Below are 14,278 nucleotides of genomic sequence, written 5' to 3' on the forward strand. Positions count from 1 at the left end.
GGAGCCTACATACCCACGGGCGTCGCGTCGTCGACCGGGGCGGGCTCGCCGTTCTGCCGCTCGGCGCCCGGCGGCGCGCCCATGGGATCGTGCGGCAGGCTCCCGCGGTGCGAGCGGAGCAGCACGTGAGGCGTCGCCAGGAGGAAATTCGAGACGCGGGACGTGTAAATGTCCGCCGAGCGCTCGATCTGCCGGGCCAGGTGGCTCTTGTCGTTGCCCGTGCGGAGGAGCAGCCCCCACCTCGGGTTCAACGTCTCGGCCGACGCCTTCGCGAGCGGCGCGATCCGCGCGTCGAGCGCCGCGAGACTCGCCTTGAGCTCGTTCATCTTCGCCTGGATCTCGCCCTCCGTCGCCCCGGCGACAGGCCCGTAGCCGGCGCGCATCCGCTGGAGCTCCAGGCGCAGCCTGGCATAGACGCGCTCCGCGTCCTCCTTCTCCCGCATCCAGAGATCGAGGCGCGCCTCGGCCCCGCGCGCCTCCTCGATCGCGAGGATCTCGTCCTCGAGCTCCCGGATGATGAGCGCCGTCCGCCACCGCAAGGCGCTCTTCGACACATGCACATCCCCGTAGATGTGATCGCCGATGTAGAGGATCTCGTCGCCGGACAGCCCCAGGTGGTGCTCGACGAGCCCCGCGTTGCCGCCCAGGTAGTGCCCGCCCACGCGCAACCGGCCGGCCGGGCGCAGGAGGCCATCCTCCGTGACCACCTCGAAGAGCGGGCTGCGGCTCGCGAAGAACTCCGGCTTCCGCGCGGAGACGATGACCACGTCGAACAGGTCACGCCACGTCATGCCGCCCGGCAGGAAGCGGTCGAACGCGTAGCTCATCATCGCGCGCGTGTAGACCCACTCCGAGTTCGTGATCAGGACGAGCTTCTTGCCCGCCTCCCGCTGGTCGAGCAGCGTGAGCGGGATCTCCGGATCGAGCAGCACGAACCGGTCCGGATCCCCGATGATCTCGGCCTTCAGCTGCCCCTCCATGTGCGTCGCGTCGAGGCGATCCTTCACGCGGCGATAGAGGTCGCTGTAGCCGAGCACCTCGGGCAGCCGGCGCTGATCGAGCAAATCGACCAGCTTCGCGTACATGCACCCCTCTGACAGAGAGAAGAGCGTGTTCAGGAAGACGTAGCGCCCGTCCGCGAGGTCGACGATCGTCCGCGCGTAGGTCGCGCGCTGGGTCTCGAAGTCGATCGGCTTCGTGCCATGGAAGGCCCGCTTCACATAGCCGAACCGATTCACCTTGAGCAGATTGCCGAGCTCGGTGTCCAGGATGAGCCCTCGGATCACGAGGTCCGGCTCGAACGTCAGATCCCCGACCGGCCAGCCCTCGCTTTCCAGAAGATGCCGGAGGTGCTCATAGGCCCGACGTTCCCACGCCTCCACCCGGTAGTGGATCAGCGTGTAATCCATGTCGTATCCGATCGCCTTGATCGAACGGAGATTCAGCGTCCGGTTGCAGAAGATCCCCCGCTGCTTGGGCGGCGGGGCGGCGAGGCAATCCAGCTTGTCCATGGTGATCGCCCGGAGAGCGGTCGTGAGGCATACCAGGGACCCACGGCGTTGCCCACCCGGACAATCACCGTCACCCCGCCGTCAGGAGCGCGCGTTCGGTGTGTCGATGTCGTCGTAGACGTAGACGCACGCGCGGCCTCAGCGGCGCCTGAGCCGGCTCTTCGCGCTCTGCCGCCGATCGATGCTCGTCGCGGGCCGAGCGGACCGCCCGTTCGTCGGCGCTCGGCGGGGCTCGCCGCGGTCGTCCGCCTCCCACCCGTCGTCTTCCTCGTCTTCCTCGTCCTCGTCGTCGAACAGGTCGTCGTCGTCCTCGTCGTCGTCCTCGTCGCGCGCCTCGGCCCGGCGCACCTCGAGCCCGAGCATCGTGAGCGCCTGCTCGAGCGTCAGCGCCGTCTTCACGGCCTCGAGCTCGACCCCCATCGCCTGGAGCGTCATCGCTATCTCGGGGCTCAGCCCGGACAGGATGGTCGGTGTGCCCATGAGCCGCGCGGCGGAGGCCAGGTTCGAGAGCACCGCGCACAGGTGGCTATCCATGATCCAGACGGCCGTGAGATCGATGACCAGCCCCTTCGCGCCGCTCTCGTGGATGGCCCGCAGCACCTCGGTGTTCAGCTGCTCCGCGAGGTCATCGGTCACGTCCCCCTGGATGGGCACCAGGATCCGGTCCCACAGGTTGATGATGGGAAGGCGCTTGAGCTCCATGGTCATCCTAAGGTTCGATGTCGGCGATCAAGACCGTTGAGTCATCGTGCGAGCGCCGGTGTCGGCTCATGAGGGCGCGGCAGGCATCCGCGGCCTTCATTCCACGAAACAGCGATAGATCGAAGCGAGGGGAGACCCCGTCGGTGAACACGACGAGCCGGTCGCCCCGCGCGAGCTGCGCATCGAAGATCCGGACCTTGCTGAGCGATGCGCCGAGGATGCCCGGGCTCTGGAGCCACTGCACGCGCGTGCCGTGCGACATCAGCTCGACGTTGCCGATGCCGCAGCCCTGGAGCCGCCCCTCCCGGAAGCGACAGATCATGCCGGCGGCGCCGCGGGTGCCGCGGAGCCGCGCGTGGAGGCGATCGATGAGGGCGCGGACGTCCTCGCCGCTCGGCGCGTCGGCGAGCGCCTTGAGCGCGACGTTCGCCGCGGCCGCCGCGTGCTCGCCGTGGCCGAGGGCGTCGATGACCGCGAAGAGGACGCCGTCTTCCCCGGCCCGCACGAACGCGGCGTCGCCGCTCACGAGCTCTCCGTCCTTGGGGAGGATCGCGTACTCCACGGAGAGCTTCACAGGTGGACCTCGATCTCCACCCGCGTGCCCTTCGGCCCCGAGTCGATATGAAAGCGATCGGCCAGCCGCTTGACCCCGATGATGCCGCGCCCCATACCGGTCTTGCTCTTGTAGCGCCCGGCGAGGATCTCCTGCAGGTTCTGGATGCCTGCGCCCTCATCCACGGCGACGATGAGGAAGCGGACCGGGCTGTCGCGCTGCACCGCGAGCTCGATCGTCCCGCCAGGGGTATAATGGACGATGTTTCGCGCGAGCTCGCTGACGATGGTCGCGACCTTGTGCGACGTGAAGCTCTTTGCGCCGGCCGCGTCGCAAACGGCCTTCGCGCTCAGGCGCGCCTCGCTGATGTCGGCCTCCACGTTGATGACCATGACCTTCGAGCGCCGCGAAGGTCGTTCGCCGCCAATCGCCGAAATTTCCGACCTCAGCCGACCGAGCCGCGTCGGATCCACATAGAGGCGGGCTCGGCGCTCGATGCTCGGAAGGATGTCGGGGAGGTCGTCGAGCGAGAACGCCTCGGGCCGGATCTCCGCCTCCCGCATGGCCCGGAGCAGGACTCCCTCTGCGTTCATCGCCGAGAGATAGCCGAGCAGGACGTTGAGAATCTGTTCGTGCGCGGGAGTCATCCGGAAAGCGCCTGGACCGGCAGGGTACCGGGGCCCCGGGTCCGCGTCGAGTACGCGGCGACGGCATCGCCGGGTTCGCCAGCTGTGAGGCGGAAACCGCCGAGCTCCGGACGGACAGCGCCAGCAGGGCTCGCTCGGTCCATCGCCCGCATCGCGCAGGGCGTCGCCAGTCCCGTGCCCGCGCCGACCGGACAGACGACGGACGGCTCCAAGCAACGCTCGTGCCTGGCTGACCGGCCCACCAAGGTCGCTCAGGCCGGGTAGTACGACGCCTGGCCTTGACGCAGCTCCTCGGTGATCTTGTTCTCCGCAAGGAGCTTCTTGAGCGGCTCCTGGAGCTCCGCCGCAGGGGTCCCCATCGCCAACGCAAGGTCGTCGATCCCTTGCCCAGGCTCGATCTCCACATGGGCGAGCAGCGCCTCGGCGATCTCGTCCCCGGAGCTCCCGGACGGCAGGCTCGCCGGGCTCGCGGGGTTCACCGGGCTCGCCGGAGCGGCCTGGTCGGCGGCCTTCACGGGGGCCGCGACGGCGGGCGCCGGGGTGCGCGCGGCGCGCGACTTCGGCGCAGCAACGGCCGGACGCGCGCCACCTCCGCTCGTCCGTGGCGCGGCCGCCTTCTTGCGCGGCGCAGCGCGCGTCGGCTTCTTGGGCGACGGGGCGCTGCGGGGAGGCGCAGCCGGGCGGCTCGGCGCCGGAGCGCGCTCGCCCTTGCGGACCGGCTTGGCGGGAGTCGCGGCCGGCCCGGTCGATATCCCAGCGGCGCTGATGTCGACTTGCAGGTACCGCGCGGCGGTCCGGAGAACGTCCTTACGGACCAGCGCTCTCATGCCCTCCAGGAACTCGGCCACGGAAGCACGAATCTCATTCTCGATCTCGACATCGGATATCACGCAGCCGCCGTCTCATGAATCCCTCGGAATGTCAACGTCTTCCACGCACAGTGGCCCGCACAGGCCGTAGAAACCAGGTGTTCCTGCGCTGGTCGGCGCTCGCGACCGGGCGCCGGATCCCTGGCTGGGGCCGCGCGCGTTCGGTGTGAATTTGCCGCTCTATCAAATGAAATGCTGGCAAGATCTGAAACGCATCGAGAGATCATGTCGGGCCCCTCCGTCCGCACGCATGGGCCTCGCGCTCGGGCAGAGGTCGACTCGCCGCTCACGGCCGCGCCAGGGTGGCGGCCCTGTGGGTGTGCTCAAGCAGCCTTGACGGCGCGGAGCGACGCGCGGCGCAACGGGCGGAGCTGCGACGCCGCAAAGGCCGCGCCGAGGGCGAGCCCGCGGAGCGTCAGCCGCATGCGGAGGACGTCGAGATACCCCTCGCGGTGCAGGGCGGTGATCGCCCGGCGAACGTCGGTCCGACGCACCTGAAGGGCCGAGGTCAACGTGTCGAGGGTCACCGTCTTGCCCTCGCTCTGGAGGGCAGCCAGCGTCCGGAGAAGATGCGGAGCGAGGTCCTTGTTGGTCATGGCGCGCACCGTAACCGCCTCCTGAACGGCCGTACAGTTTGTGGCGACGTTTTTCTCCGAGTCGCCTGCGGAGAGCGCTGGAGACGCCCCGAAGGCGACCGTCGTCTATGGTAGGTCCTCCCCGTGCGCGCCGACGCCTCACCTCCTCAAGCCGTGATCCTCGCCGGCGGACTCGGCACCCGGATGCGCCCCCGGACGGAGCGCACCCCGAAATTCCTGCTGCCCGTGGCCGGACGGCCGTTCGGGGCGTGGCTCCTGGAGCGGCTCGCCGCAGCGGGCTTTGGTGAGGTGGTCCTCTGCGTGGGCCACCTCGGCGACGCCGTTCGACGGGCGATGGGTGATCGGTTCGCGGGCCTGCCGCTCCATTATGCCGATGACGGCCCCGATCTCCTGGGCACGGCCGGCGCGCTGCGCCGCGCGCTGCCCCAGCTGGCTCCCATGTTCCTCATGACCTACGGCGACTCCTACCTCCCCTTCGACTACCTGGCCCCGCTCCGGGACCTCCGCACACACCCCGGCGCGCTCGGCACGATGGCCGTGTACCGGAACGAGGGTCGGTTCGATGCGTCGAACGCCGCGGTCTCGGGCGACCTGGTGGTGCGTTACGAGAAGCGGCGCTCGGGCGCGCCGCCCGACCCTGCGCTCGACCACATCGATTACGGCGCCACCGCGCTCCGCCGCGAGGTCGTCGAGGCGCTGCCAGCCGACGCGCCGCTCGGCTTCGAGGTCGTGCAGCGCGACCTCGCGGCGCGCGGCCTCCTCCGGGCCTTCGCGGTCGCGGCGCGCTTCCACGAGATCGGCTCGGAGCAGGGCCTCCGCGATCTCGAGGCCGCCCTCACGACCGCGGCCGCGACGGAGGAGCGGGGATGATCGTCTCTCGCGCCCCGGTCCGCTTCTCCCTCGGCGGCGGCGGGACCGATCTGCCCGCGTACTCCGGCCGCTTCGGCGGCTACCTCGTGTCGGCCGCCATCGACAAGTACATCTACGTGACGGCCAACAAGCGCTTCCACCGGGACATCCGCCTCGCGTACTCCAAGACCGAGATCGTCCCCTCGGTCGACGCGATCGAGCACCCGATCTTCCGGGAAGCGCTCCGGATGCTGGGAATCGAGCACTCGATCGAGCTCACGAGCGTCGCGGATCTCCCCGCGAACTCGGGGCTCGGCTCGTCGAGCTCGTTCACGGTCGCCCTCCTCAACGCCCTGCACACGTACAAGCGCGACTTCGTGTCGTCCGAGCAGCTCGCTCGCGAGGCCTGCTCCATCGAGATCGAGCGCCTCGGAGAGCCGATCGGCAAGCAGGACCAGTACATCGCCGCTTACGGCAACGTCACGGCGTTCACGTTCTCTCCGGACGGCTCGGTGCACGTCGAGCCCGTCCCCGTCCGCGACGAGGTGCTGGACGAGCTCGAGAGCAACCTGCTCATCGTGTGGAGCGGCGTCGAAAGGCCGGCCAGGATCGTGCTCTCGGAGCAGGGCCGGCGGCTGCAAGACCTGGAGCCCGCGGTGGTCGAGCGGATGCACCGCATCAAGGAGATCGGCCGCGACGTGCACCGCATCCTCGTCACGGGCAGGCTCGACGACTACGGCGAGCTCCTCCATGCCCACTGGACCCAGAAGCGTAAGCTCGCGTCCAAGATGACCGACGAGGTCCTCGACGAGATCTACGAGATCGCTCGAGGCGCGGGGGCGCTCGGCGGCAAGCTGATGGGGGCCGGCGGCGGAGGCTTCTTCATGTTCTACGTCCGGCCGGCGGAGCGGCGCCGGGTGCTGGAGGCGCTCGCCGCGAAGGGCCTGCGCGTCCTGCGCTTCCGCTTCGATCTCGACGGCGCGCGCATCGTCGCGAACCTGCACCGATCGTGAGCGGGCGCGCCGGCGCACCCCTCCTGCTGGGCATTTCAGCGGGACTCTGGCTATAGATCGGCCATATGCCTCAGAGCACGCACGACTTCGTCGAAAAGTACCTCCGCGAGACGTCCGAGATCGCCCTCGCGACGAGCCCCGACGACATGGCTCGCGTCATCGAGATCCTCTTCGATGCGTACCGGAGCGATCGCACCATCTACACGTGCGGCAACGGCGGCTCGGCGGCCAACGCGAGCCACCTCGCCTGCGACATCGCCAAGTTCACGTGGGTCGATGGCAAGCGGCGCTTCAAGTGCACCTCGCTCTGCGACAACGCAGCGCTCCTCAGCGCCCTCACCAACGACGTCGGCTTCAACCGGATCTTCCTCGAGCAGCTCGACGGCCGCATGGTCGCGGGCGACGTGCTCGTGTGCCTGAGCGTGCACGGCGGCTCGGGCGCCGATCGCGCCGGCCCATGGTCGCAGAACCTCGTCGCCGCCGCGGATTTCGCGAAGAAGACGGGGGCCAAGGTGGTCGCGCTCGTCGGCTACGACGGCGGCGCCCTGCGCCAGATGGCCGACGCCAGCGTGATCGTGCCGAGGACGCGGGCGGGCTACACGTCGACGCCGCACGTGGAGGGCTTCCACGAGGTCTACCACCACCTCATCTGCGAGCGGCTCCTCCAGCTCGTGGCCGAGAGCTGAGCGCCGCGTGGCGAGGCGCGGGATCCTGCTCGACCGCGACGGCACGCTCATCGACGTGGTGCGCGATCACGAGCTCGGCGTCGTCGTGACCGCGTTTCATCCGGATCAGATCCGCCTCCTCCCCGGCGCGATCGAGGGCCTGCGGCGCCTCGCGGACGCGGGGTACCTGCTGGCGATCGCGACCAACCAGCCGGGCGCGGCGAAGGGCCAGGTCCCGTGGGGGGCGATCGAGCGCACGAACCGCGCGCTCGTCGATCGGCTCCGCGAGGCCGGCGTCGCGATCGCGGCGCTCGCGGTGTGCCCGCACCACCCCGAGGGAGGGCCGGGCGGCGATCCGGCGCTCATCGGCCCGTGCGATTGCAGGAAGCCGCGGCCGGGCATGCTCACGGCGCTCGCGCGCGACCTCGATCTCGACGTCGCGGCGAGCTGGATGATCGGCGACGCGCCGAGCGACGTGGCGGCCGCGCGCGCGGCGGGCATGCGGGCGGGCCTCGTCATGGATGGACGCCGCTGCGAGCTGTGCCCGCTCCGCGGCGAGGCCGTTCTCCCCTGCCCCGATCGCGCGGCGCCGCGCCTCGATCTCCTCGCCGCCGAGATCCTCGCCGAGCCGCGCGGCTAGCGGGCTCTGGCGCGCCGCGCCGTGCCGCGCCGCGCCGCGACGCCCGATAGCCCGCGCGCGGCGTGCTACCGTCCCGCCGTGACGCCTCCTCCGGATCACGACGGCGGCGCGCTCGACGATCGGGGCGCCCGCGACGACACCCCGGCTACCGCGGCCGAGCTCGACGCCCGCCTCTCGGCGGCCCGCTACATCTCCGATCCGGCGACCTCGCTCGCGCTCTGGCTCGCCCTGCGGATGGAGCGGCCGCTGCTGCTCGAGGGGCCGGCCGGCGTCGGCAAGACCGATCTCGCCCGCGCCGCCGCCGAGGCGCTCGGCCGAGGGCTCATCCGGCTCCAGTGCTACGAGGGCCTCGACGAGGCGAAGGCGCTCTACGAGTGGGATTACGCGAAGCAGATGCTCTACACGCAGCTGCTGCGCGACGCCGTCGCGAAGGAGATCGCCGGCGCGGCGAGCCTCGCCGCGGCCGCGCGCGCGATCGCGGGGAGCGAGGCGTCGTTCTTCAGCGAGCACTTCCTGATCGCGCGCCCGCTCCTCGCGGCGCTGCGGAGCGCCGCGCCGGTCGTGCTCCTCATCGACGAGGTCGATCGCGCGGACCCTGAGTTCGAGGCGTTCCTGCTCGAGGTGCTCTCCGACATGCAGGTCACGATCCCCGAGCTCGGCACGATACGCGCCGCGCACCCGCCGCTCGTCCTGCTGACGACGAACGCGACGCGCGAGATGACCGAGGCGCTGCGCCGCCGGTGCCTGCACGCGTTCCTGGACTACCCGCCTCCGTCGCGCGAGGTCGCCATCCTGAAGGTCGCCCTCCCGGGGATCGAGCCCCGCCTCGCGGCGCAGATCGTGGCGTTCGTCGGCGCTCTGCGGTCGATGGATCTGCGGAAATCTCCCGCGATCAGCGAGACGATCGACTGGGCCCGCGCGCTGCTCCTGCTCGGCAAGCGCGCGGTGACGCCGGAGCTCGCGCGCGACACGCTCGGCGTCCTGCTCAAGCACCAGAGCGACCGCGGCGACGCGGAGGCGAAGCTCGGCGCCCTCGTGCGTGCCGCCGAGCACGCGGGCGCGGACGAGCCGGCTACCTGAGCTCGGCCACCTTCTCGCCGAACAGCTTCTCGAGCCGCCCGAGCATGGCGTCGTTCGGCTCGACGCGCAGATCACGCCCCAGCGACAGCACCGCCTCTGCGCCGTCGTCGAGCTGGATCACGAGCTGCACCGGGCACACCCCGGGGCTCGCCCGCAGGAGCGCCCCGAGCCGATCGATGTGCTCGCGCCTGGCGCTGCGCGACTTCAGCGTGATCGCCACGCTCCGGGTCTGCGCGAGGATGGCGTCGGCGAGCGGCTGCACCTCGTCGAGCAGCAGGGTCGGCTCGCGCGGCGCGGCCTCGGCCTCCTCGGCCCCCTCGTCCACCATCGGGAAGCTGATCTTCCCCGAGATCAGGACCGGCTCCCCCCGGTTCAAGAGGTCCGCATAGCTCTCGATCTGCTTCTCGCGCACCTTGACCTCGACCCGGCCCGTCGTGTCCTCGAGCACGAAGAACGCGATCTTGCCGCCGCCCCCCTTGAAGATGCGCTCTCGGTAGCCCTCGACCATCCCGCCGACGCGCACCCTGGCCCAGGCATCCATGCCGGCCAGCGCGCTCACCGCGGTCACGTCGAAGCGGTTCAGATCCACGCCGTACCGATCGAGCGGGTGCCCCGAGACGTAGAACCCGAGCGACTGCTTCTCGCGCGAGAGCGTCTCGCGCAGATCCCAGTCCTCGGCCGTCGGGTAATCGTCCAGCCTCACCTCGCTCTTGGACGCCACCGCCGCGAACAGGCCGATCTGCGCGCTGTTCCGCTCCTTGCTCGCGGAGCGCGAGCGCTCGAGCGCCCTGTCGATGCCGGCGAACGCCCGCGCCCGCGAGATGCCCCGCGCGTGGAGGCTCGCGTCGAACGCGCCGCACTGCACGAGCGCCTCGAACACGCCCTTGTTGACCCGCCGCGGATCGACCCGCTCGGCGAAGTCGAACAGATCCGCGAACGCGCCGCCCGCGTCCCGCGCCTCGAGGATCGCCTCGAGCGCCGACTCGCCGACGCCGCGGATCGCGCCCATTCCGAAGCGGATCTTCGGATCGTACGGGTCCCTCACCCGCGAGCCTCCGCGCCGGGTGCCGGCCACGCGCTTGCCGTTCGTCGCCGGCTTTGCGCTGTAGACGACGGTGAAGTCGGTCTTCGACTCGTTGATCTCGGGCGGGAGGATCTCGACCCCCCACGCGCGCCCCTCCGCGATGATCCGCACGACCTTCTCTATCTTGTCGCGGTCGGCCGTCATCAGCGCGCAGAGGAACTCGACCGGGTAATGCGCCTTGAGGTAGGCCGTCTGGTAGGTGAGCAGCGCGTACGCCGCCGAGTGGCTCTTGTTGAAGCCGTAGCCCGCGAAGTACTCGAGGAGTCCGAAGATGCGTTCGGCGTCCTCGGCCTTCACCCCGTTCTTGAGCGAGCCGTCGACGAACGTCGCCTTCTGCTTCGCCATCTCCTCGGGCTTCTTCTTGCCCATGGCGCGCCGGAGCAGATCGGCGCCGCCGAGCGTGTAGCCCGCGAGCTTCTGCGCGATCTGCATGACCTGCTCCTGGTAGACGATGACGCCGTACGTCGGCTGGAGGAGCTCGTCGACGAGCGGGTGCATCTTCTCGATCGGCTTGCGGCCGTGCTTGCAGTCGACGAAGTCCTTCACCATGCCGGTGCCGAGCGGCCCGGGCCGGTAGAGCGCCACGGCGGCGACGATGTCCTCGAAGGCGTCCGGCTTGAGGTCCTTGAAGAGCTGCTGCATGCCGCTCGACTCGAGCTGGAACACGCCGGTGGTCTCGCCCGACTGGAGGAGCGCGTAGGTGGCGGTGTCGTCGAGCGGCACCGTGTTCACGTCGAAGCGCTTTCCCTCCTTGGCCGCGAGGTCGGGCCGCGCGTTCACGAGCCGCACCGCGATGTCGATGACGGTGAGCGTCTTCAGCCCGAGGAAGTCGAACTTCACGAGCCCGGCCAGCTCGGCGTCGTCCTTGTAGTACTGCGTGACGAGCTGCTCGCCGTTCTTGAAGCAGGGGACGTGATCCCAGAGCGGCCCCTCGCTGATCACGACGCCAGCGGCGTGCATGCCCGCGTGCCGCGTCAGGCCCTCGAGCTTCTGCGCCTGCTTCAGGAGCTCCGCGACCGTGGGGTCGCTCTCCTTGAGGGCCTTGAGCTTCGGCTCGATCTCGAGCGCCTCGGGGATCGTGTACATGATCCCCGGGCTCTTCTGCGGGATGAGGCTCGCGATCTTCTGCGCCTCGTTCGCGGGGAACGCCATCGCCCGCGCGACGTCCTTGATCACGCTCCGCGCCTTGAGCTCGTGGAACGTCGCGATCTGCCCGACGGAGGGTTTGTCGGCCTCCTTGCTGTACTTCTTGGTGACGTAGGAGATGACCTCGTCGCGTCGGTCCATGCAGAAGTCGACGTCGAAGTCGGGCATGCTCACGCGCTCCGGGTTCAGGAAGCGCTCGAACAGCAGGTTGTACGGGAGCGGATCGAGATCGGTGATCTCCATCGCATAGGCGACGAGCGAGCCCGCGCCCGATCCGCGGCCCGGCCCGACCGGGATGCCGTGGTCCTTGGCGTACTTGATGAAGTCCCAGACGATGAGGAAGTAGCCCGGGAAGTCCATCTGGACGATGACGTTGAGCTCGACGTCGAGCCGCGCGCGGTAGGTCGCCTCGTCCACCTTCCTGCCCGTCTGCGCGATCTGGGCGAGCCGCTTCGTGAGGCCGTCGTGCGCCACGTGCCGGAAGTACGACGCCGAGTCCGCGAACCCGCTCGGCAGCGGGAACGTCGGGAGCATCGGCTTGCCGAGCTTGAGCTTCAGCGTCGAGCACCGCTCGGCGATCTCGAGCGTCGACCGCACCGCCTGCGGGTGGTCGCGGAACAGGTGCATCATCTCGTCGGCGGGCTTGAGGAACATCTCGAAGCTGCCGTGGTGCGCGGCGCTCGCCTCGGCGAACGTGCGGTTGGCCGCGATGCACGACAGGTAGAGCTGCCCTTCGCCGTCCTCGCGCGCGCCGAAGTGCGCGTCGTTGGTCGCGACGAGCGGAAGCCCCAGGTCGCCCGCCGCCCGCGCCAGGATGCCGTTGAGCACCGACTGCTCGACAAGCCCGTGGTCCTGCAGCTCGACGTAGAGGCTCCCCGGCTGGAAGCAGTCCCTGAGCCGGCTGAGCGCCTCGCGCCCCTCCCCCTCGCCCTGCTCGAGGATCCGCTGGGCGACGACGCCGCCCATGCAGCCCGTCAAGCCGATGAGCCCCGCGTTGTGCTGCGCCACCGTGTCGAGCCGCACGCTCGGCGCGAGCCCGCTCGCGGGATCGACGTGCCCCTGGGAGACGATGCGGACGAGGTTCTTGTAGCCCTCCTCGGACGCGGCGAGCAGCACGAGGTGATCGACGGGCGTCTCGTCCACGCCCGAGCGCGACACCTGCCCCGCGGCCGTGCCCCAGCTGCGGGCGACGTTGACCTCGCAGCCGATGATCGCGCCGATGCCCTGGTCCTTGCAGGCCTTGTAGTGCTGAATCGCCCCGAACATGTTCCCGTGGTCGGTCAGGGCGACCGCGCGCATTCCCAGCGATTTGGCGCGCGCGGCCAGGTCCTTGACGCGCAGCGAGCCGTCGAGGAGCGAGTACTGCGAATGCACGTGGAGGTGGATGAACTCAGCGGTCACAGCAGGCTTCCAGGGGGCTTCTCATCGTGGTGGTAGTCGGGAAAGACCGGTAATCGGGGAGAGTGCGCGGAGAGCGAGTTCGGGAGGCGCAGGGACAATCCACCAGCGCTCGCCGGCGAGCTCACATATAGCGCATTGCGCAGCGGGGATCGCCCTTGATGAGCCGCGCAGGCCGGCGCTAGCATGTGCGCCCGTCTGAGAGCACTTGCCTGATCCGGGGTGGGGTTTCCAGAAAGTGAGGTCGATGATGCGTCAATCCCGTATCGCCGTCGCGGTGTATTTGACGACCGCGCTCGTATCCGCTGCCGGTTGTGGCTCCGAGGCCACGGCGCCTGTCGTTCAAGACGTCGACCTCGGTCAACCGCCCGCGCCGGGGCCGGAGCAGGCGGGGGATGGCGAGGGCGTCGCGTTCGCGATCGACCGGCTCTTCCTCGGCGATACGGATCGCGACGGGAAGAAGGTGGCCGGCAGCTGGAAGCAGTACGGATTCAACCTCGACGGCAAGGTGTCCAGCACCGTATCACAGGACCTGTGCAAGCCGGTGGATGACACCACCCCTTCGGAGGTCTATCCGGACGGCGCCGACGGGATCGACAACGCCTTTGGCAGCAAGCTCGTCGGCCTCATCTCCAACCTCCTGACCGAGCCGTCGACCCGGGTCAGCGACGCCATCGGCAAGGGCGATTTCACGGTGATCTTCAAGGTCGACGGGCTCGGCGAGCGGTCGTCCTACAACCCCCTCACCGCGAAGCTCTACGGCGGCGCCACGCTGGGCGCGGCGCCCACCTGGGATGGCGCCGACCGGTGGCCTGTCGTACCGGAGCTCCTCGACGACGCTCAGGACGTCGAGAGCGCCAAGGTGGTGTTCCCGGCCAGCTACGTCGTCGACGACACATGGGTTTCGGGCCCGGATTCACAGGTCACGTTCCGGCTGAACCTGACGGTCTCGGACACCATCATCGGTCTCACGATCCGCAACGTGAGGATCGCGATGGATCTCGCGCCCGATCACAGATCGGTGGTCAAAGGGACCATCGCGGGCGTGCTCGAGACGGCTGTCCTCGTCGAGGAGCTCCGCGGCGTCATCGGCGCCGTACAGCCGAATTTCTGCGAAGGCCCCGCGCTGGAGACGATCCTCGACCAGGTCCGCCGCGCCTCGGACATCATGAAGGATGGCAGCCAGGACCCGAGCAAGGAGTGCGACGCCATCTCCATCGGCATCGGGTTCACCGCGAAGGCGGTCCAGCTGGGCGAGATCGCGCCGCCTGCCGAGACGACCGGCGTGCCGTGCCAGCCGGCGCCCGCAGACGAAGGCTGATCGCCGCGCGACTCCCATCCGCCGGCGGCCGCCGCGTCGCGCACGCCTCCCGAGATCCGCAGGCACCTCCCGGGTGCCCGCGCCCGCCGGAATCCCCACAGCCTGCGACGTGCAGCCTGCTCCGCTGGCTCCGACGACCCGCGAAGATCGTGCTCGCGCTTGAGCCGTCGCGCCCCCCGCGAGCGTCTCAAGGAGCGACCCCAC

Annotated in this window: 13 protein-coding genes; 6 read left to right on the forward strand and 7 right to left on the reverse strand. The window is 69.8% G+C overall.

What is annotated here, in order from left to right; all coding sequences use genetic code 11:
- Positions 1-5: 5 nt before the first annotated feature.
- The 6 genes from WMF34_RS19325 to WMF34_RS19350 form a co-directional block, all read right to left on the reverse strand.
- A complete protein-coding gene (locus WMF34_RS19325; RefSeq protein ID WP_437994151.1) occupies positions 6-1,511 on the reverse strand; it encodes an HAD-IG family 5'-nucleotidase in 1,506 nt (501 codons plus the stop codon).
- 138 nt (positions 1,512-1,649) lie between these two features.
- Entirely contained in the window at positions 1,650-2,213 is a 564-nt protein-coding gene (locus WMF34_RS19330) for an STAS domain-containing protein (protein WP_012236370.1), read from the reverse strand.
- A 7-nt stretch (positions 2,214-2,220) separates the two neighbouring features.
- On the reverse strand, positions 2,221-2,787 hold the full coding sequence (locus WMF34_RS19335) for a SpoIIE family protein phosphatase (protein ID WP_012236371.1): 567 nt from the start codon (positions 2,785-2,787) through the stop codon (positions 2,221-2,223).
- Complete coding sequence (locus WMF34_RS19340; protein WP_012236372.1) at positions 2,784-3,413, reverse strand: ATP-binding protein; 630 nt, start codon at positions 3,411-3,413, stop codon at positions 2,784-2,786. Before WMF34_RS19340 ends, WMF34_RS19335 begins: the two co-directional genes overlap by 4 nt.
- A gap of 251 nt (positions 3,414-3,664) precedes the next feature.
- On the reverse strand, positions 3,665-4,261 hold the full coding sequence (locus WMF34_RS19345; protein ID WP_049876294.1) for a hypothetical protein: 597 nt from the start codon (positions 4,259-4,261) through the stop codon (positions 3,665-3,667).
- A gap of 344 nt (positions 4,262-4,605) precedes the next feature.
- The gene (locus tag WMF34_RS19350) at positions 4,606-4,878 is read right to left on the reverse strand and encodes a hypothetical protein (RefSeq protein WP_044965258.1); all 273 of its coding nucleotides are present in this window, start codon (positions 4,876-4,878) and stop codon (positions 4,606-4,608) included.
- Between the two features lie 123 nt (positions 4,879-5,001).
- On the opposite strand from WMF34_RS19350, the gene WMF34_RS19355 reads away from it, so the two are divergent.
- From WMF34_RS19355 to WMF34_RS19375, 5 genes are all read left to right on the forward strand, one after another.
- Positions 5,002-5,748, forward strand: coding sequence for a nucleotidyltransferase family protein (locus WMF34_RS19355; protein ID WP_012236375.1), 747 nt, complete (start codon positions 5,002-5,004; stop codon positions 5,746-5,748).
- Complete coding sequence (locus WMF34_RS19360) at positions 5,745-6,740, forward strand: GHMP family kinase ATP-binding protein (protein ID WP_012236376.1); 996 nt, start codon at positions 5,745-5,747, stop codon at positions 6,738-6,740. Before WMF34_RS19355 ends, WMF34_RS19360 begins: the two co-directional genes overlap by 4 nt.
- A 65-nt stretch (positions 6,741-6,805) precedes the next feature.
- Positions 6,806-7,426 (forward strand): D-sedoheptulose-7-phosphate isomerase, encoded by a 621-nt coding sequence (locus WMF34_RS19365; protein ID WP_012236377.1) that lies wholly within the window; start codon positions 6,806-6,808, stop codon positions 7,424-7,426.
- A gap of 7 nt (positions 7,427-7,433) precedes the next feature.
- Entirely contained in the window at positions 7,434-8,045 is a 612-nt protein-coding gene (locus tag WMF34_RS19370; RefSeq protein ID WP_044965260.1) for an HAD-IIIA family hydrolase, read from the forward strand.
- 78 nt (positions 8,046-8,123) lie between these two features.
- Entirely contained in the window at positions 8,124-9,125 is a 1,002-nt protein-coding gene (locus WMF34_RS19375; protein ID WP_012236379.1) for an AAA family ATPase, read from the forward strand.
- On the opposite strand, the gene dnaE is transcribed toward WMF34_RS19375, so the two are convergent.
- Positions 9,118-12,756, reverse strand: coding sequence for a DNA polymerase III subunit alpha (gene dnaE, locus WMF34_RS19380; RefSeq protein ID WP_437994152.1), 3,639 nt, complete (start codon positions 12,754-12,756; stop codon positions 9,118-9,120). The two genes, WMF34_RS19375 and dnaE, sit on opposite strands and share 8 nt — an antisense overlap.
- A gap of 244 nt (positions 12,757-13,000) precedes the next feature.
- On the opposite strand from dnaE, the gene WMF34_RS19385 reads away from it, so the two are divergent.
- A complete protein-coding gene (locus WMF34_RS19385) occupies positions 13,001-14,074 on the forward strand; it encodes a hypothetical protein (protein WP_437994153.1) in 1,074 nt (357 codons plus the stop codon).
- The last annotated feature ends 204 nt before the right edge of the window (positions 14,075-14,278 follow it).

Source organism: Sorangium sp. So ce145 (genome assembly GCF_051525985.1).
Classification (GTDB): Bacteria; Myxococcota_A; Polyangia; order Polyangiales; family Polyangiaceae; genus Sorangium; species Sorangium cellulosum_B.